Source organism: Streptomyces sp. NPDC058697, from assembly GCF_042715345.1.
Lineage (GTDB): Bacteria > Actinomycetota > Actinomycetes > Streptomycetales > Streptomycetaceae > Streptomyces > Streptomyces liliifuscus.
Genome location: NZ_JBHXSU010000001.1, coordinates 530157 through 547934, shown reverse-complemented (window position 1 = coordinate 547934; position 17778 = coordinate 530157). Strand labels below are relative to the sequence as shown.

The 17778-nt window shown below is 71.7% G+C and carries 13 protein-coding genes; 7 read left to right on the top strand and 6 right to left on the bottom strand.

Annotation, left to right across the window (positions count from 1 at the left end):
* Positions 1–70: 70 nt before the first annotated feature.
* Complete coding sequence (locus ACFWXQ_RS02385; protein ID WP_386267344.1) at positions 71–1021, bottom strand: NADP-dependent oxidoreductase; 951 nt, start codon at positions 1019–1021, stop codon at positions 71–73.
* Between the two features lie 70 nt (positions 1022–1091).
* Between ACFWXQ_RS02385 and ACFWXQ_RS02380 the strand changes: the two genes are divergently transcribed.
* Both ACFWXQ_RS02380 and ACFWXQ_RS02375 read left to right on the top strand, forming a co-directional pair.
* Positions 1092–2108 carry a GlxA family transcriptional regulator gene (locus tag ACFWXQ_RS02380; protein WP_383940859.1) on the top strand — a complete coding sequence of 339 codons (1017 nt, stop codon included), beginning with the start codon at positions 1092–1094 and terminating at the stop codon, positions 2106–2108.
* Positions 2109–2188: 80 nt separating this feature from the next.
* The gene (locus tag ACFWXQ_RS02375) at positions 2189–3067 is read left to right on the top strand and encodes a hypothetical protein (RefSeq protein ID WP_383940861.1); all 879 of its coding nucleotides are present in this window, start codon (positions 2189–2191) and stop codon (positions 3065–3067) included.
* Between the two features lie 19 nt (positions 3068–3086).
* On the opposite strand, the gene ACFWXQ_RS02370 is transcribed toward ACFWXQ_RS02375, so the two are convergent.
* Both ACFWXQ_RS02370 and ACFWXQ_RS02365 read right to left on the bottom strand, forming a co-directional pair.
* Positions 3087–3674 carry a TetR/AcrR family transcriptional regulator gene (locus ACFWXQ_RS02370; protein WP_383940863.1) on the bottom strand — a complete coding sequence of 196 codons (588 nt, stop codon included), beginning with the start codon at positions 3672–3674 and terminating at the stop codon, positions 3087–3089.
* Positions 3671–4033, bottom strand: coding sequence for a DUF1304 domain-containing protein (locus ACFWXQ_RS02365; RefSeq protein ID WP_307519149.1), 363 nt, complete (start codon positions 4031–4033; stop codon positions 3671–3673). Before ACFWXQ_RS02365 ends, ACFWXQ_RS02370 begins: the two co-directional genes overlap by 4 nt.
* Before the next feature lie 167 nt (positions 4034–4200).
* Between ACFWXQ_RS02365 and ACFWXQ_RS02360 the strand changes: the two genes are divergently transcribed.
* On the top strand, positions 4201–4683 hold the full coding sequence (locus ACFWXQ_RS02360) for a GNAT family N-acetyltransferase (protein WP_383940866.1): 483 nt from the start codon (positions 4201–4203) through the stop codon (positions 4681–4683).
* A gap of 17 nt (positions 4684–4700) precedes the next feature.
* Here the strand turns inward: ACFWXQ_RS02360 and ACFWXQ_RS02355 are convergent, their stop codons facing one another.
* Positions 4701–5954: a PucR family transcriptional regulator gene (locus ACFWXQ_RS02355; protein ID WP_383940869.1), complete on the bottom strand. Its 1254-nt coding sequence runs from the start codon at positions 5952–5954 to the stop codon at positions 4701–4703.
* Between the two features lie 102 nt (positions 5955–6056).
* Positions 6057–7511 (bottom strand): MFS transporter, encoded by a 1455-nt coding sequence (locus ACFWXQ_RS02350; protein ID WP_383940872.1) that lies wholly within the window; start codon positions 7509–7511, stop codon positions 6057–6059.
* Positions 7512–7755: 244 nt separating this feature from the next.
* Here ACFWXQ_RS02350 and ACFWXQ_RS02345 point away from each other — a divergent pair, with 244 nt between their 5' ends.
* The 4 genes from ACFWXQ_RS02345 (at position 7756) to ccrA (ending at position 16063) form a co-directional block, all read left to right on the top strand.
* Complete coding sequence (locus ACFWXQ_RS02345; protein ID WP_383940875.1) at positions 7756–9489, top strand: fatty acyl-AMP ligase; 1734 nt, start codon at positions 7756–7758, stop codon at positions 9487–9489.
* On the top strand, positions 9486–13631 hold the full coding sequence (locus tag ACFWXQ_RS02340) for a beta-ketoacyl synthase N-terminal-like domain-containing protein (RefSeq protein ID WP_383940878.1): 4146 nt from the start codon (positions 9486–9488) through the stop codon (positions 13629–13631). Before ACFWXQ_RS02345 ends, ACFWXQ_RS02340 begins: the two co-directional genes overlap by 4 nt.
* 13 nt (positions 13632–13644) lie before the next feature.
* Complete coding sequence (locus ACFWXQ_RS02335; protein WP_383940881.1) at positions 13645–14673, top strand: alpha/beta hydrolase; 1029 nt, start codon at positions 13645–13647, stop codon at positions 14671–14673.
* Positions 14674–14761: 88 nt separating this feature from the next.
* A complete protein-coding gene (ccrA, locus tag ACFWXQ_RS02330) occupies positions 14762–16063 on the top strand; it encodes a crotonyl-CoA carboxylase/reductase (RefSeq protein ID WP_383940884.1) in 1302 nt (433 codons plus the stop codon).
* Between the two features lie 6 nt (positions 16064–16069).
* Here ccrA and ACFWXQ_RS02325 read toward each other — a convergent pair whose 3' ends face one another.
* A complete protein-coding gene (locus ACFWXQ_RS02325; protein ID WP_383940887.1) occupies positions 16070–17533 on the bottom strand; it encodes a cytochrome P450 in 1464 nt (487 codons plus the stop codon).
* Between the last annotated feature and the right edge of the window lie 245 nt (positions 17534–17778).

Here is a 17778-nt window from a genome sequence, read left to right as displayed (position 1 = left end):
GGGGAACTGCGCGACCAGCCACAACCGGCCCGCAGGTCACATACGACCGTTCCCCGCCCCCTCCGGTGACCTACCGAACCTGAAGAACAAGCTTCCCCACGGTCCGCCCGGTGTCGCCCACAGCATGTGCCTTCGCGGCGTCGGCCAACGGAAACACCTCGGCAACCGCGGCACGCAGCCTCCCCGCAGCGACAAGCTCGGCAATCGCCCGCATCCCCGCCTGATCGGCCTCCACGAGCAGCTCGATCGCCCGCACACCGAGCCCCCGCGCCTCCTCGGCGAGCGCCGGCGACCCGGACGGCAGGATCGACACCAGCAGCCCGCCCGGCCGAAGGGTCCTGAGCGACCGCGACCGATAGTCGCCCCCGATCGTGTCCAGCACGACATCGACATCCCGCACGGCCTCGGCGAAGTCGGTCTCCCGATAGTCGACCGTCTCGTCGACGCCCAGCCCCCGCAGGAACTCGTGCTTGCCCGCACTGGCCGTACCGATGACGTACGCCCCGCGCTCCTTGGCGATCTGCACGGCCAGATGCCCCACTCCGCCGGCCGCCGCATGGATCAGCACCCGCTGCCCCGGCCGGACGTCCGCCGTGTCGACCAGTGCCTGCCAGGCGGTCAGCGCGGCCAGCGGAATCGCGCCCGCCTGGGTGTGGTCGACCTCGGCCGGCTTGTGCGCGAAGGCGCGCGCGGGACCGGTGACGTACTCGGCGTGCGCCCCGACGCCGTACGGGTACGGCAGCATGCCGAAGACCTCGTCGCCCGGCTTGTGGAGGGTGACGCCGAGGCCGACCGCCTCGACGACCCCGGAGACGTCCCAGCCGAGGACGAACGGCGGCTTCCCGAGGAAGTTGCCGTTCGCCCGGTGCTTCCAGTCGGTCGGGTTGAGACCCGCCGCGTGCACCCGGATCAGCACCTCGCTCGGCCCGGGCCTCGGGATCTCCAGCTCCACTTCCTTGAGGACCTCGGGACCGCCGAGGACGTCCTGACTGATCGCGCGCATCGTGTTCTCAGTGCTCATGCGCTCCAGCCTGCCGGGCCACGACGGCCGGGGAAATGGCATGATTGCCATTGTCCGATAAGATCGTGCCATGCTGCAGACGCATTGCGGGGAGCGCCCCGACCCCACCGAGAGCTCCCGGCACGGGGAGTACGACGGACCCGTGGAGCGGGTCGTCGTCCTGGCCCTGGACGGGGTCTACCCCTTCGAACTCGGCATCCCGAACCGGGTCTTCGGCTCGGCCGAGGGCAGGTACGAGATCCTGACCTGCACGGTCGACGGGCAGCCGGTGCGCAGCAGCTCGGACTTCTCGATCACCGTCGAACACGGTCCGGAGGCGCTGCGTACGGCCGGCACCGTCGTCATCCCGCCGTTCGCCCTGTCGCAGCTCAGTGAGGATCTCCCCGAGGCGGTGGCCGGCGCGCTGAGGGCCATCCGGCCGGATGCCCGGATCGTCTCCATCTGCACGGGGGCCTTCGTCCTGGCGGCGGCGGGGATGCTCGCCGGACGGCGGGCGACGACGCACTGGCAGCTGGCCCCGCTGTTCCGGAAGATGTTCCCGGACGTGGACCTGGACGCCGACGTGCTCTTCGTCGACGAGGACTCCCTCCTCACCTCGGCGGGGGCCGCGTCCGGTGTGGACGTCTGCCTGCACCTCGTGCGCAAGGACCACGGCAGCGAGCTGGCCAACCGGGTGGCACGGTCGTGTGTGGTCCCGCCGTGGCGGGACGGCGGTCAGGCCCAGTACATCGAGCAGCCCGTGCCCGAACCCTCGACCGCGGGCACCGCGGCCACCCGGCACTGGGCCCTGGAACGCCTCGGCGAACCGCTGACCCTGGCCGATCTCGCCGCCCACGCCCGGATGAGCCTGCGTACGTTCGCCCGCCGGTTCAACGACGAGGTCGGGATGAGCCCCGGCCGCTGGCTCATCCAGCAACGCGTCATCCGTGCACGGCAGTTGCTCGAAGCCAGCGATCTGCCGGTGGACCGGATCGCGGGCGAGGTCGGCTTCGCGACCGGCACCTCGCTCCGGCAGCATCTGCACGCGGCGATCGGCGTCTCACCTGGGGCCTACCGGCGTACGTTCCAGGCGGCCCGGCAGCGCTGAAGCGAACTCCGCCCGAACGTCCTGAGGGGCCCGTGCGTCGGAGGAGGGACACGGCGACACGGCAGGCAGGGGGCGGCGCCATGCGGGGAATCAAGGCGGGTGGACTGGCGGTGGCGGGAATCGCGACGGTCGCGACACTCGTGACAGTGGTCGTGGAGAGCAGGAAGGGGCACACGGACGGAGGCCTCATCGCGGGCGGGCCCGCTTCGACCACGCCCTACAGCGGACCGTTGCGCGTGCCGCACAAGGAGTACGACGAGGACAGCCGGCGGGCGACCGAGGCCGAGTCGGGCGCGGCGGGGCTGGCCCTGGAGTGCGAGGGGGACATCCACTCGGGCGGGTTCGGGGGCAACTGGAGCAAGGGGGACGGCGGTTCGACCCCGGCGGAGGGGCTTGAGGCCTACTTCGACATCGAGCAGCCGAACGTCCCGAGGTCCGGCTATCGCGTCGAGCGCGAGGACGGGGACCGGGTGCTGTTCTCGTATGACATCGGTGGCGAGACCAAGGTCGCCGTCATCGTTGCCAAGGACCAGCCGAACAGGCCCGGTTGGGGCCCGGAGACGACAGCCTCGTGCGACCCGGCGGAGTTCCCCGAGAGTTTCACCGAGGACCAGGGCCACGAGGTCTGGACCGACGCACGCGGCCGCCGCCTTCCGGTCACCACCATCAGTGGTTCCCAGGGCTCGGAGCACTGCGACTGGCAGTCGGCCCACTTCCTCGAACTCGGCCACGGCGCGAAGCGCGTGCTGTACGCCCGTGACCCCGAGGGCGTGCTGTCCGGGCTGCTCACCGCCCCGTACGACGGCGACGTCACCCTGCCCGACGGGGCCCGCGACACCGGCTACCGCCACGGCGAGCGGGAGTTGTGGCTGACGGCCGACAGGAAGAAGGCGTACGTCCGCACGCCGGACGGGGTGGAGGCGTGGCCGGCGGTGAAGAAGGGGACGGGCTGCGACTGACGTCCCGACCGGCGGTGTTCTATCGGCTCGCGTGCAGGGCCACGAGCAGGCGCCACACCTTGTGGGCGATCTCCTCCGCGGTGGCCTCGACGAGCCCGTGCAGCCAGTCGGCGAGAACGCCCGCGAAGGTCGCGGCGACGGCGGAGGCGATGAGAGGGGCCTCCGGCGCGCCGACGAGTTCACGCTCGGCGAGGCTGCGGGCCCGCAGGTCCTGGTGGAGTACGCGGCCGAGCGGTCCGCCGCCGCCCGGGCTCAACAGGGCGCGGTACAGCGGGGCATGAGGAGGCAGGCCCGCGAAGAACGTGAGCAGAGCGTCCGGCGCCGACCTGGGGTCGGGTCTGCCCCGCCAGGCGTGCAGGGCGTCCACGGCATCCCGTACGACATCGGCGCAGGCGTCGACGGCCAGCGCCTCCAGGTCGGCGTAGTGCAGATAGAACGTGGCCCTGCCGACCCCGGCCGCGCGCACCAGTGCGGCGACACTGACCTCCGCGAGCGGCCGTCGGGCGCACTCGTCGAGGAGGGCCCGGCGCAGCTTGGCCCGGGTGCGCTCGGCCCTGGGATCGGCCTTGGGATCGGCCCTGGGGTCGGCCCTGGCGTCGGAGGTCACCGGGCGACGAGGACGGCGGCCAGGGCGAGCGCGCCGGGCAGGGCCTGCGCGAAGAGGATGCGACGGTTCGCGGTGACCGTGCCGTACACACCCGCGACGATCACGCACGCCAGGAAGAAGACCTGTACGCGGAAGCCCGTGGGGTCGTCGGCGATCAGCCCCCAGACGAGCCCGGCCGCGAGAAAGCCGTTGTAGAGCCCCTGGTTGGCGGCGAGCGCGGCGGTGGCCTTCGCCATCTCGGGGTCGAACCCGTGCAGCCCGCGCCCCGGCTTCTTCTCCCACAGGAACATCTCCAGAACCAGGATGTACGCGTGCAGGGCGGCGACGAGACCGACCAGCACGTTGGCGAGTGTCTGCATGGGGGTGTGGGCTCCTTCAGAGGGTTCAGGGGTTCAGGGGTTCAGGGGTTCAGAGGGACTTTCCTGGACAGGTGTCCACTATATATGGACACCTGTCCAGGACATCCCGCGCATTGGCGAGCGCTGCCCGGTGGCACTGTCAGACCCGGCCGCTACCGTCCTGTCCCATGAGTGACCACCACGACCAGGCAGTCGTACGCCGGGCCCGCCCCGAGGACATCCCGGCGCTCGTCGCCTCCAGCGCTGCCCTGTTCGCCGAGGACGCGGGCACCCGGGACGCGACCGTCGACATCAACTGGCCCCTCGCGGAAGGTGCGGAGAGATTCGCCTCCGGCATCGACGATCCGGCCCGGCTGTCGCTCGTGGCCGAGCGCGACGGGGAGGTCATAGGACACCTCGTGGGCACGGTCGCGGACGGCTCGGCCATGCGCCCGGCGAAGATCGCCACCCTGCACAGCCTGTACGTGCGCCCGGCCCACCGCGGCACCCTGACGGGAGCGCGGCTCGTGACTGCCTTCCTGGACTGGGCGCGGGAACAGGGCGCCCAAGTGGCGGAGGTGACGGCCTACGCGGCCAACGCGGACGCGATCCGGTTCTACGAGCGCAACGGCTTCGGACCGCACACACTCACCCTCGGCCAATCACTGTGACGGTCACCTTCGGGCAGTCACCGCGCCCGGGCCGCTCTCCGGAGCTTGAGCGCCCGCAGCGCCAGCTGCATCTCGAACTGGGTGGTGGGGTCGTGGAGCCGGTCGCCGAACAACTCGTCGAGCTGGCGCATGCGGTAGCGGACCGTCTGCGGATGGACGGCGAGACGCGCGGCCACCTCGCTCGCGTTGTGGCCGCACTCCAGCCAGCTGAGAAGTGTCTCCGCCAGGCGCTCGCGCTGGGGCAGCCGGATGGTGTCCAGCGGGCGCAGATGCCGGTCGGCCATCGCCTCCACCAGCGCCTCGTCGCGGAACAGCATCAGCGTGGCCAGATGGTCCCGGCAGCGCACCATCTCCGTGTCCGGCAGCACGCCCCGCCGGGCCAGATCGAGTGCCTCGGCCGCCCACCGCAGCGACCGCGCCCCCTCCTGGAGTGCGACGCTCGGCCCCATGACGGCCCGTAGGCCATGGAGCGCTCCGGCGACGGCACGCGCCCTTCCCGGGCCCTCCGGATCGGGCACCACCAGCACGGCCGGGCGCACGTCGAACCGCGCCAGGAACTCCGGCGGCACGATGGGCGCTTGCGCCGCCCCGGCCTGTGCCCCCTGATCGATGACGACCACGGCCAGCGAACGCGGCACGGGCCACTGCGCGGTGTGCGCGAGATCCGTGATGGCCGCGACCGACGCGGGCGGGTCCACGATCAGCAGGTCGATCAGCCGCGTACGCCGCTGCTGCAGCTCACCGGCCGCGTGCAGCCGCGCCTCCGTGTACCCGGCCGTCGTCGCGGCCGCCATCTCGTCCAGGTGCAGGAACAGCGCCTCACCGAACGCGGCCAGCACATGACGAGGCAGCAGATCGGCGTCGACCAGCGCGTTGATCCGTCGCCATGTCACCCGCGCACCGAGCCGCAGCGCCGACTGGAACGCGTCGAGACTGCGCCCCTCGTCCGCCTCGCCCCGGCCGATGCGCTGGTACGTCGCCGTCACCGGTTCCCAGTCGGTGTCGGGCTTCGCCATCCGCTCCAGGAACCCCTGCAACGCGTGCTCGACACCCTGATGCACGACCTGCATGTACGTGTCGTCCGTCGGACGCGCGTACTCCGGGATCTCCGTTCTGATCGCCCGTACGACCTCTTCGGTGATGTCGTCGAAGAAGGGTCTGAGATGGTCGTGCAGACCCGAAGGGAACGCCTTGAACGGGCCCTGGGCCTCCTCGGCCCGCGCTGTGGCGTTCGTGGCCTCGATCTTCTCCAGAATGCGGAATCCGGTCACGCAGCGGCTCCTTCTGCGCACGGGAAGTGGGGCACACTGACGCTACCCGCACGGATTCTGCCGAGCCTCATCGGCGACTGACAGACATGCACCAGGTGCTTGTCACTTCATGACAAGGGGAATCCGGCTCCTGCTCCGGCTTCTGCCCCGGCTTATGCTCCGTGCCGCCACCCGCCGATGACGCCCACGACGGCGCAGCGTCACCAGCGTCACGAACGCACCCGCGAGTACGCAGCACGCCGCGAGCCGGAGACCGAGGTCGTAGCCCTCAAGGAACGCGCCGCGCGGATCGGCACCGGAACGCAGCTCGGCGCTTTCCCGACGGGTGAGGACCACGCCCACCAGGACCACTCCGAACACACCGGAGACCTCGCGTGCCGCGCTCACCAGACCGGTCGCCATGCCCATCCCGGCCTCCGGAACCCGGTCGAGACTGCGCACGGTCAGGGGAGTGGTGAACGCGGAACCCCAGCCGATCAGCAGCAGCCCCGGCTGCAGATCCCAGAAGCCGGCCCGCGCACCCGCTCCCGAGACGTACAGCAGACCGACCGCCACCATGCAGAGGCCGCCCGCGATCGAGACATGCGCGCCCAGCGCACGGGCCGCCCGCTCGGCCACCGGCGTTCCCAGCAGCAGCGCGCCCGCCAGCGGCAGAAACGCGAGCCCCGCCCCGGTCGGCGAGAAGCCGAGCACCCGCTGGAGATAGAGGGCCGTGAAGAAGAACACCCCGTTGACACCGATGCCCCACAGCACCTGCGCGACGATCCCGCCGGTGAGGAACCGGTCGCGCAGCAGGCGCAGTTCGACGAGCGGCCGTGCGGTCCGGGCCTCCACGACGACGAACAGACCGGCGGCGACCGCCGAAACGCCCAGGCACAGTGGTACGGGTGCGGTGCCGAACCCTTGCTCCTGACCGCGCACGAGACCGTAGGTGAGCAGATAGAGCGCGAGCACCGACAGCAGCACACCGGGCAGATCCAGGCCGCCGCGCCGGGGCGCGGACCGGCCGGGGACGGCCGGCATCAGCAGCAGCGCGATCAGCCCGAACGGGACGTTGAGCGCGAACACCCAGCCCCAGCCCCACCGTTGGGTGACGAAGCCGCCCACCACGGGTCCAAGTGCCAGCGCCAGGGCCAGCGCCGCCGTCCACAGGCCCACGGCCGTGGCGCGCAGCCGCGCGGGCAGGTCGACCGCGATGACGGCGAGCGAGGCGGGGATGACCAGCGCGGCCCCGACCCCCTGCACCGTACGGGCCGCGATGAGCGTGCCCCCGCTGTCCGCGAGGGCGGCCGCCGCCGACGCCGCCGTGAAGACCAGGATCCCGGCCGCCAGCACAGGTCTGCGCCCGAGCAGATCGGTCAGCCGTCCGCCGGGCAGCAGCAGCGCGCCGAAACTGAGCACGTAACTGGCCGCCACCCACTCCAAGTCGGGCACTGTCAGGCCCAGTTCGCGCTGCACGGTCGGCAGGGCCACATTGATGACCGTGTTGTCGAGCGTCGTGATGAACCCGGTCAGTGTGAGCAGGGAGAACAGCGCGAACAGCCGTGCACGTCCCACGAGACGCTCCTTCCGCCGTCGCACGGATTGTCGGCGGGAGAGCGCGGCCCGGGCTCTGGCCCACGGCATGGAATCGACGGCACGCCTTTGTCAGCGAACTGACAGATGGCGGAGGACGAACTGTCAGCACGTCGTCTAACCCACCCCTCGCCCGGAGGCGGAACCTGGGGCACCGCCCCAAGCGGACGCACTCTCCCCTCGCTCTCACTCAACTCGCGCTGCCGCCGACCCAGTTGGAGCCCCCATGACCTCCGTCCGGCCCGCCGCCGCATCCGCCTCACTCACGGACCACCTGAGGCACTGGGCCAGACACCGGCCGCAGCAACGAGCCTTCAGCCACGTCGACTTCCCCGAGAGCGCCCCCGCCGGAGTGCACCGGGCCCTCGGCTGGCGCGCCCTCGACGCCCGCGCCAGGGCCGTCGCCGACCGGCTCGTCCAGGTCGCCTCCCCCGGTGAACGCGCCGCCCTCGTGCTGCCCCAGGGGCTCGACTACGCGGCAGGCTTCCTCGGCTGCCTGTACGCCCGTGTCGTCGCCGTACCCCTCTTCGGTCCCCAACTCCCCGGCCACGAAGGGCGACTGGCGGCAGTCCTGGCCGACTGCGAACCGGCCTGTCTGCTCAGCGACTCCGAAACAGCTCGCGCGATGGGCGAGTTCATCCGCGAACGGGGCCTGCCGGAGGTCCCCGTCGTACCCGTGGACCAACTCCCCGTCCAGCGCGGCGGATTCATCGACTCGGGCGAACCGTCGGGCGCCCCCGAGCCGGACGACATCGCATACCTCCAGTACACCTCCGGCTCCACCCGCAGCCCGGCCGGCGTGATGATCAGCCACGCCAACGTCGTCGCCAACGCCCGCCAGGCCATCGACGCGTTCATCGCCGACCCGGACGCCGCCACCACGGTCGGCTGGCTGCCCCTCTTCCACGACATGGGCCTCGTCCTCAGCATCGCCGCACCCGTCGTGGGCGGCTTCCCCTCCGTCCTCATGGACCCCTCCGCGTTCCTCCAGGACCCCGCCCGCTGGCTGCGCCTCCTCGGCTCCTACGAGGGCACCGTCAGCGCCGCCCCGAACTTCGCGTACGACTACTGCGTGGCCCGCACCGACCCGGCGCTCGTCGACGAACTCCGCCTGGACCGCGTACGGGTGCTCATCAACGGCAGCGAACCGGTCCGCGCCGGGACGGTCGACCGCTTCCACACGACATTCGCGCCCGCCGGGCTCGACCCGGCCGCGCACTGTCCGGCGTACGGCCTCGCGGAGGCCACCGTGTTCGTCACCGCGAGCTCCCGGGACGAACCGTCCTCGGCCGTCGCCTGCGACGCCGACGCGCTCACGGAGGGGCGGATCGAGGAGACCTCGGACGAGACGGCGGCGGTGCTCGTCCCGTGCGGGGCACCAGTCGGGCAGGAGCTGCGGATCGTCGGCCGGGACGGTGCCGTGCTGCCGCAGGGGCGGGTCGGCGAGATCCAGTTGCGCGGCCCCAACATCGGGCGCGGCTACTGGAAGCGCGCCGGACTCACGGCCGAGACGTTCGGCTTCGGCGCGGCCGGGGACTGGCTGCGCACCGGCGACCTCGGCGCCCTGCACGACGGGCGGCTGCTTGTCACCGGCCGCCTCAAGGACGTACTCATCGTGGACGGGCGCAACCACTACCCCCAGGACATCGAGGAGACCGTACAGACGGCCGTGGCCCTGATCCGCCGGGACCACCTCGCCGCGTTCGGAGTGCCCCGGGCGGACGACGTGGGCGAGGATCTCATCGTGGTCGCGGAGCACCGGCGCGACACCGATCCGGCGCCGGAGGACACACAGAACGCCGAACGGGTCGTGCGCGCCGCGGTCTCCGGCCGTCACGGACTGCGCCTCGGCTCACTACTGCTCGTACCGCCGGGCTCCGTACCCCGCACGAGCAGCGGCAAGGTGTCCCGCGCGGCCACCCGGACGCGCTTCCTCAGCGGCGGGTTCGGGCCGCGATGAGCGTGTCGCGCAGGGCGATCCGTGAGCTGATCGCGGGGCGGCTCCAGGACTGGTACGGCGTCAGCTCGGTCCAACTCCCCGACGACAGGCCCCTGGCGGAAGCCGGACTCACCTCCCGGGACGCGGTGGCACTGACAGCCGACCTGAGCGAACTGGCCGGAAGACGCCTCCCGGACACACTGCTGTGGGAGGCCCCGACGATCGACACACTGGTGAGACGACTGAGGGAGACCGCGCCCCTTAAGGGGCGCGGGGAACTGCGCGATCAGCCACAGACGGCCGGCACCAACCGAACTACCGGACCGACCCCCATCGTTGCCGTCATCGGCGTCGGCTGCCGCTTCCCAGGCGGCATCACGTCCCCGGACGAATACTGGCAACTCCTCACCGAAGGCCGCGAAGCGGTAGGCACACTTCCGCCCGGCCGCTGGGACCCCTTCGTACGGGATCCGGAACGACTGCCGGACGACGTGACCCGGCACGGCGCCTTCCTCGGCGGCCTCGACGACATCGCCGGCTTCGACGCCGAGTTCTTCGGCATCCCGGCCCACGAGGCGACCGCCATGGACCCCCAGCACCGCATGCTCCTCGAAGTCGCCCAGGAGGCCCTCGACCACGCGGCCCTCCGCGCCCCCGCGCTCGCGGGCACCCGCACCGGCGTCTTCGTGGGCATCAGCGGCAACGAGTACGCGCACCTCACGACCGCCGACCTCCACGCCGTGGACGCCTGGACGGCCACCGGCGCGTCCATGAGCATCGCCGCGGGCCGCCTGTCGTACGCCCTCGACCTGCGCGGCCCCAGCCTGTCCGTCGACACGGCGTGCTCGTCGTCGCTGGTCGCGGTGCACCACGCCGTGCGCAGCCTGGTGACGGGCGAGAGCGACACGGCACTCGCCGCCGGGGTGAACCTGCTCCTGACCCCCGCCGTCACCCTCGGCTTCCAGCGCGCGGGCGCCCTGGCCCCGGACGGCCGCTGCAAGGCCTTCGACGCCGCGGCCGACGGGATCGTACGCGGCGAGGGCTGCGGAGTCGTCGTACTGAAACGCCTCCCGGACGCCGAACGCGACGGCGACCGCGTCCTGGCGTTGATCCGCGCGACGGCCGTCAACTCCGACGGCCGCTCCAACGGACTGACGGCCCCCAACTCCGAGGCCCAGTGCGCCCTCCTCGCCGAGGCGCACACCGCCCCGACGACCGTGGACTACGTGGAGGCGCACGGCACGGGCACCGCCCTCGGCGACCCCATCGAGGCGAGCGCCCTCGGCGCCGTACTCGGCCGCGACCGCTCCCTGGACCAGCCCCTACTGATCGGCTCGGCCAAGACGAACCTCGGCCACCTGGAGGCGGCCGCCGGTATCGCGGGCCTGATCAAGACCGTGCTCGCCCTGCACCACGGCGAGATCCCCGCCCACCTCCACTTCACCCGCCCGGGCCCGCACGCCGACCTCGACGCGCTCGGCCTGCGCGTGGTCGGCTCGCCCGAGCCCTGGCCCCGCTACTCGGGCACGGCCACCGCGGGCGTCTCGGCCTTCGGCTTCGGCGGTACGAACGCCCATGTCGTCCTCGCCGAACACCACTCGCCCGCCCGGGCGAAGGGTCCCGCAGGGCGTCCCGCGCTGCTCCTGCTCGACGGGCCGACCAAGGAGCGCGTACGCGCCTACGCCGGTGAGCTGGCCGCCTGGCTGGACACCCCCGACAGCCGGCGCGTACACGACGCCGACCTCGCCCGCACCCTCGCGGGGCGCTCCGGCCGCGGCCGCCATCGAGCCGCTCTCGTCACCCGCGACCGCAGCGAGACCCGCACCGCGCTCGGCCGCCTCGCGGCGGGCGACCCCTCCCCGCGGCTGGTCACCGGGGAAGGGCGGCCGGGCGGGCCCGGACCCATGGTGTGGGTCTTCTCCGGCTATGGCTCGCAGTGGCCCGGCATGGGCGGCCAACTCCTCGCCACGGAACCGGTGTTCGCGGCCGCCGTCGACCGACTGGAAGCCATCGTGCGCTACCACGCGGGGCTCTCCCTGCGCGCCGGACTCCAGCCCGACGCCGACCTCTCGACCCCCGCAACCGTCATGCCCGTGCTCTACGGCGTCCAGGTCGCCCTCGCCGAACTGTGGCGCTCCTACGGCCTCGAACCCGACGCCGTCATCGGCCACTCCCTGGGTGAGATCGCCGCGGCGGTCGTGTCGGGTGTGCTGGACGAGGCCACCGGCGCCCGGATCGTCGCCGTACGCTCCCGGCTGCTGGCCCGGCTGACCGGCGGAGCCATGGCGGTCGTCGAGCTGCCGGCAGCCGACATCCCGCTGCTGGCAAGGGAGTTCGGCACACTGGAAGTGGCCGTGCACTCCTCGCCCGCGCAGAGCGTGGTCACGGGCTCGGCCGAGGACGTGGCCGGGCTGGTCGCCCGGGTGACCGACAACGGCGGTTTCGCCCGCTCGCTGGGTGTGTCGGGAGCCGGCCACTCGCCCGAAGTCGATCCGCTGCTACCGGAGTTCGCGTGGGAACTGGGCGAGGTCCGGCACTCCGAGCCGCGTTGCCGTCGCTACTCCACCGCGCTCGGTGATCCCCGCGAGAGCGTGCCCTGCGACACGGAGTACTGGGCGGCCAACCTGCGCAACCCCGTCCGCTTCGCGCAGGCGGTACGGGCCGCCGCCGAGGACGGACACCGCGTCTTCGTCGAAGTCGCCCCGCACGCGACCCAGTTGCACCCGCTGACCGACACCTTGCGCGATGCCGGCGTCGACGACGCGCTGATCGTTCCCACGCTGCGGCGCGAGACCGACGACGCGCTCACCTTCCGCACCGCGCTGGCCACGCTGTTCGTCCACGGCGTACGGGTGGCCCAGCCGCGGGAGGGTCTGCATCCCGAGGGCCGCATCGTGGACGTCCCGCCGCCCCGCTGGCGGCACCGCCGCTTCTGGGCGGGGGAGGAGCCGTCCGGGGAACCGCCCAGCGCGGCGCCTGTCGACCCGGCCGCCGGTCCCCTCGAACGGCTTCGGCTGTGCGTGGCGGCAGTCATGGGTTACAGCCCCGAACGCCTCGACCCCGACACCCCGTTGACCGACCTCGGGCTGGACTCCCTCACGGCCGTGCGGATACGGGCCGCGCTGGAACGGGAGTTCGGCATCGAGGTGGAGCCGGGGGTGCTGCTCAGACGCGGGACGCTGAGGGCCGTGACCGAGCTGCTGGAGACCGGGGGAGAAGCGGAGACGGCCGGCTCCCAGGGACGGCAGGCGCCGCCCGGAGATCCGAAAGAGCGGGAGACGGCGGTGAGTTCGGCCGCCGACCTGCTCGTACGAGGAGGAGCCGACACGCCCCTACGAGGAGGAACCGCGACCCGGCCCGACGCCCCGACCCCTCTCCGCGCCTTCCCGGGAACCGGCCCCGGCACCCCCCTCTTCCTGGCCCACGCCGCAGGCGGATCCGCCGATGTGTACGCCCGGCTGGCCCGGCGCCTGGACGGCGACCGCCCGGTGTACGGCTTCGACCGGCAGCCAGACCCCGACGATGTGCCGGGCCGCGCCGAGGAGTTCGCCCGGAGGATACGGGAGGAGCAGGCCAAAGGCCCCTGGATCCTCGGCGGTTGGTCGTACGGCGGTCTGGTCGCGCAGGAGGCGGTCCGACTGCTGGCCCCGCACGGCAGAGTCCCCGCCCTCGTCCTGCTCGACTCGGTACTGCCCCTGCCCACCCGCCTCACCGCGACCGACCTGGCGCTGCGCCACTTCCGGGACTTCGCCGCGTACGTGGAACGCACCTACGGCACCGCGCTCGACCTGCCGTACGACGAACTCGCCGGGCTCGACGACGCGGGACGGATCGACCTCGTCATCAAGGTCCTGCAGGACAGCGTCGAACTGCCGGAAGCGGTCCTGGAACACCAGCGGACCTCCTACCTGGACCTGCGCAGCGGCGAGCGCCACCGGCCAGGCGGATACGCGGGCCGCACCCTGCTCTACCGGGCGAGTGAGCCCGCCCCGCACACCGTCCACGACCCCCGGTACGAACGCGACGATGCGACGCTCGGCTGGGACGCGCACTGCGCCGACCTGACCGTCGTCCCGTTGCCCGGCCACCATCTGTCGCTGCTCGACCCCCCGGTCGTCGACACGCTGGCCGCACTGCTGACACGCGATCTCCGGGACTCCTGAAGGGACTTGCCCCATGACTCGTACGACTCGTATGGCTCGCAGGCGGAGATGCGCCGCGCTCGCGGTGACGACGGCCCTGCTCGGCACGGGAGCGGTGCTCAACGCCCCACCCGTGACGGCCTCACCCGCGACGGCCTCACCCGCGGCTGTCGCTCCCGCCGCCGCGGTGGCCGCGGGTGCCACGGTCGTCGCCGAGAAGTGGCTCGACACCCGAACCGTCGACCTCACGGTCGCCTCCCCGGCGGTGGGCGCGTCGCTGCCGGTACGGGTGGTCCTGCCGACCAGGTACGCCGCACAGCCCGACCGCACCTGGCCCGTGCTCTACCTCCTCCAGGGAGCGCACGACGACTACACGTCCTGGACGAGGGAGACAGACGTCGTCGACTTCCTCGCCGGCCAGGACGTCATCACCGTGATGCCGTCGTCGGGCCCCACCGGCATCCCCACCGACTGGTGGAACTACGGCAGTGCCGGAGCGCCGGACTATGAGGCGTTTCAGGTAGACGAGTTGATGGGATTGCTGCAGCAGAAGTTCCGGGCGGGGACGAAACGTGTCGTCGCCGGTGTCTCCACCGGCGGCTACGGCGCCCTGGCCTTCGCCGCCCGGCACCCCGGGACCTTCACGGCGGCCGCCACGTACAGCGGGATCCTGGACACCACGGCCTTCGGCATGCCGACCGTGCTCAACGCGATCGTCGCCCGGGAACAGCTGCTGCCGTTGACGCTCTGGGGCAGCCCGCTGCTCAACCGGGACAACTGGAACCGGCACAACCCCTCCGCGCAGGCCGCCAACCTCAAGGGCACCAGCCTGTACATCTCCCAGGGCAGCGGTCTGGCGGGCGGCGACTTCGACAACCTCGAAGGCGCGGTGCTCGAAGGCGCGCTCTGGTCCCAGGCGCACCGGTTCACCGATCGGCTGGATGCCCTGGGCATCCCGGCCCAGGTGCACTTCTACAACGGTGGAGCACACGCGTGGCCGTACTGGCGACAGGAGTTCAAGGCGTCGTGGCCCATGCTCGCGGCGGGCCTCGGCCTGAGCTGACGCGGGCCCCGGCCCGAGCCGAGCCCTGATCGGGCCCCGGCCCGAGCCGACCCCTGACCCGAGTCGATCCCCTCAAGGAGGAACCACCATGGATGCCCTGGCCGAGGCAGTCGTCGCGGGAGCCGCCCGCACCGAACTGGAGCACCTGCCCCCACCCGACCGCTTCACCGCCGCCCACCTGCGCGCGGAGGACGTCGGCAGTTTCACCGGAGTCGCCGACAAGGACGTACGGAAGTCCATCCACATCGGCGCGGTGCCGATGCCCGAACTCGCCCCGAACGAGGTGCTGGTGGCCGTCATGGCCAGCGGCATCAACTACAACACCGTCTGGTCGGCGATGTTCGAACCCATCCCGACCTTCACCTTCCTGAAGCACTTCGGCCGCCAGGACCGCTGGGCGGCCCGGCACGACCAGCCCTTCCACGTCATCGGCTCGGACGCCTCCGGTGTCGTCGTGCGCACGGGTTCGGGTGTGCGCAGATGGCGGGTCGGCGACCATGTCGTGGTGAGCCCCGTGTACGTCGACGAGGAGGACCCGGCGACCCACGCCGACGGCATGCTGGGCACGGGCATGCTGGCGTGGGGCTTCGAGACGAACTACGGAGGACTGGCCCACTACGCCCTGGCCCGGACCAGTCAACTCCTGCCCAAACCGGCCCACTTGACATGGGAGGAGGCCGCCTCGAACCCGCTGTGCGCGGGCACGGCGTACCGCATGCTGGTCAGTGACCGGGGCGCCCGGATGACCCAGGGCGACGTGGTGCTGATCTGGGGAGCGGCGGGCGGCCTCGGCGCGTACGCGGTCCAACTCGTCCGCAACGGCGGGGGCATAGCCGTCGGCGTCGTCAGCAGCGAGCGGAAGGCGCAGTACGCCCGCCGGCTCGGCTGTCACCACGTGATCAACCGGGAGGAGATCGGCCTCAGCGGCAGCGAGCCGCCCGCCGATCCCGCCCTGGTCGGCAAACGGCTCGGCAAGCTGGTCCGGGCCGCGACCGGGGAGGACCCGCACATCGTCTTCGAGCATGTCGGCCGGGCCACCTTCGGCGTCTCGGTCTTCGTCGTGCGCCGGGGCGGTGCGGTGGTGACGTGCGGCTCCAGCACCGGCTACCAGCACGAGTTCGACAACCGGTACCTCTGGATGCGCCTCAAGCGCGTCATCGGCAGCCACGGCTCGAACCTCCACGAACAGGCCGCCGTCGGCCGCCTGCTCGACCTCGGCCACCTCACCCCCGCCCTCACCGAGACCTACCCCCTCACCGACACGGCCGAGGCGGCCCGCCTGGTCCAGAACAACGCCCACCTGGGCAAGGTGGGGGTGCTGGCGCTGGCTCCCGGGCCCGGGCTGGGGGTTGTGGACGCCGGGCGCCGGGAGCGCCTCACCGGGACGTGACAGTCATCAGGAGGGAGCGGTTTGTTCCTCGTGCTCCTGGGCTTTCGTAGGGACCCGCGGCCGCGGTGTCATCGAGAGCTTGTCGGGCTTGACCGTGACGATGGCCTGGGGGCGCGGGGGAGCGGACGTGAGGGTCAGCCGCCAGCGTTGGACGACGGTGGCCAGGACGATGAGGAGTTCGGTCCAGGCGAACTCCTCGCCGATGCACTTGCGCCGGCCGTCCCCGAAGGCGAGGAACGAGGAGCGGTTGATGCTCTTGGCACGCTCGGGCTCCCAACGGCCCGGGTCGAAGGCCGCCGGGTCCGCGTAGACCTCGGGGTCGTGCTGGTGGATGTACGGGCTGTATACGACATCCGCGCCCTCGGGGATCGGAACCCCGTCGAGGACGACCGGGCGCGTGGTGGTACGAGTGACGAGCCAGGCGGGTCCGTACATGCGCATGGCTTCCTTGAGGACGCTGCGCATGTACGGCAGGGAACTCAGGTCCTCCTGGCGCAGCGGGCGTTCGCCGCAGACGGCGTCGAGTTCGGCGTGCAGTCCGCGCTCGATCCGCGGGTTGCGGCTGATCTCGTACAGGGTCCACGCCAGGGTCGTGCCGGTGGTCTCGATCGCGCCCGTGAGGAGGGTGATCGCCTCGTCCTGGAGCTGTTGGCGGGAGAGAGGGCCCGTCTCGGGGTCGTCGGCCGTGAGGAGAGTGGAGAAGAGGCCGGTCTGCGACGCGGTGCCCTCGGCCTGCGCGCCGTCCTGATGGGCGGGGCAACCGGGTGGCGGCGCGGGCTGTTCCACGGACGCCAACTGGGCCCGGTGGTGGTCGATGGCCTGGTCGATCAGGGTCCGCAGCCGGGCGACCCGCCGCTCGTGCGCGCGGTTCGCGGGCAGGGGCAGTTTCGTCACCCAACCGGGCAGGATGGTCTGCCGGATCGTGCCGCGCATGATCTCCGGCATGAGTCCCTGGAACTCCTGCTCGACATGTCCCGGCAGGCCCGAACCGAAGAGCGCCACGAGGAACGTCGACAGAGTCAGGTCGTTCATGTCCTCGTACGTGTCACGCGCGACCCCCTCCGCCCATGCCTCGGTCGCCGTCCGTACGTGGCTGATCATGACGTCGCCACGGGTGGCGATGTGCGATTTGTTGAACATCGGCTGCATCAGCCGCCGGTGCTTCATGTGCAGGTCGCCGTCGGCGATCGTGGCGAGGCCGTCGCCGAAGAACACCCGCAGCGCGTCGATGATCTTGCCGCCCTTTGCGAACGCGTCGACCTCCGTCACCAGCACCCGGCGGGTGACGGCCGGGTCGGTGACCACATAGGCGGGGGTGGGGCCTATCAGGATCTTCACGACGCTGCCCTGTTCGCGCAGCGCGTTCATGAACTCCAGGGGACGTCGGGCCAGTTGGTGTCCGTGTCCGATCAAGGGCAGGCGGCCGGGCGCGGTCGGAGCCGCGGCGGGAGGACCTGATATGCCTCTCATCGGTGAGTCTCCTCAAGATCAACTCGGGTGCTGTGATCATGACATGCATGCCCACGCGTTCCGTGTCGTACCCGCCGTTTTCGTCACAGCGCCCTCTGGTCGTGCCGATGAGTAAAGGGATTTGTCGACTGATTCGAGCTGGTCGCGGGGTTGCCAAAGCTTCACAGAAGTGGGCCGGTGAGGTTGATCTGAGGTAGATCAAACCCGATAAGGTTCCCTGAGGCGCGGCGAGTTGACGCGACAGC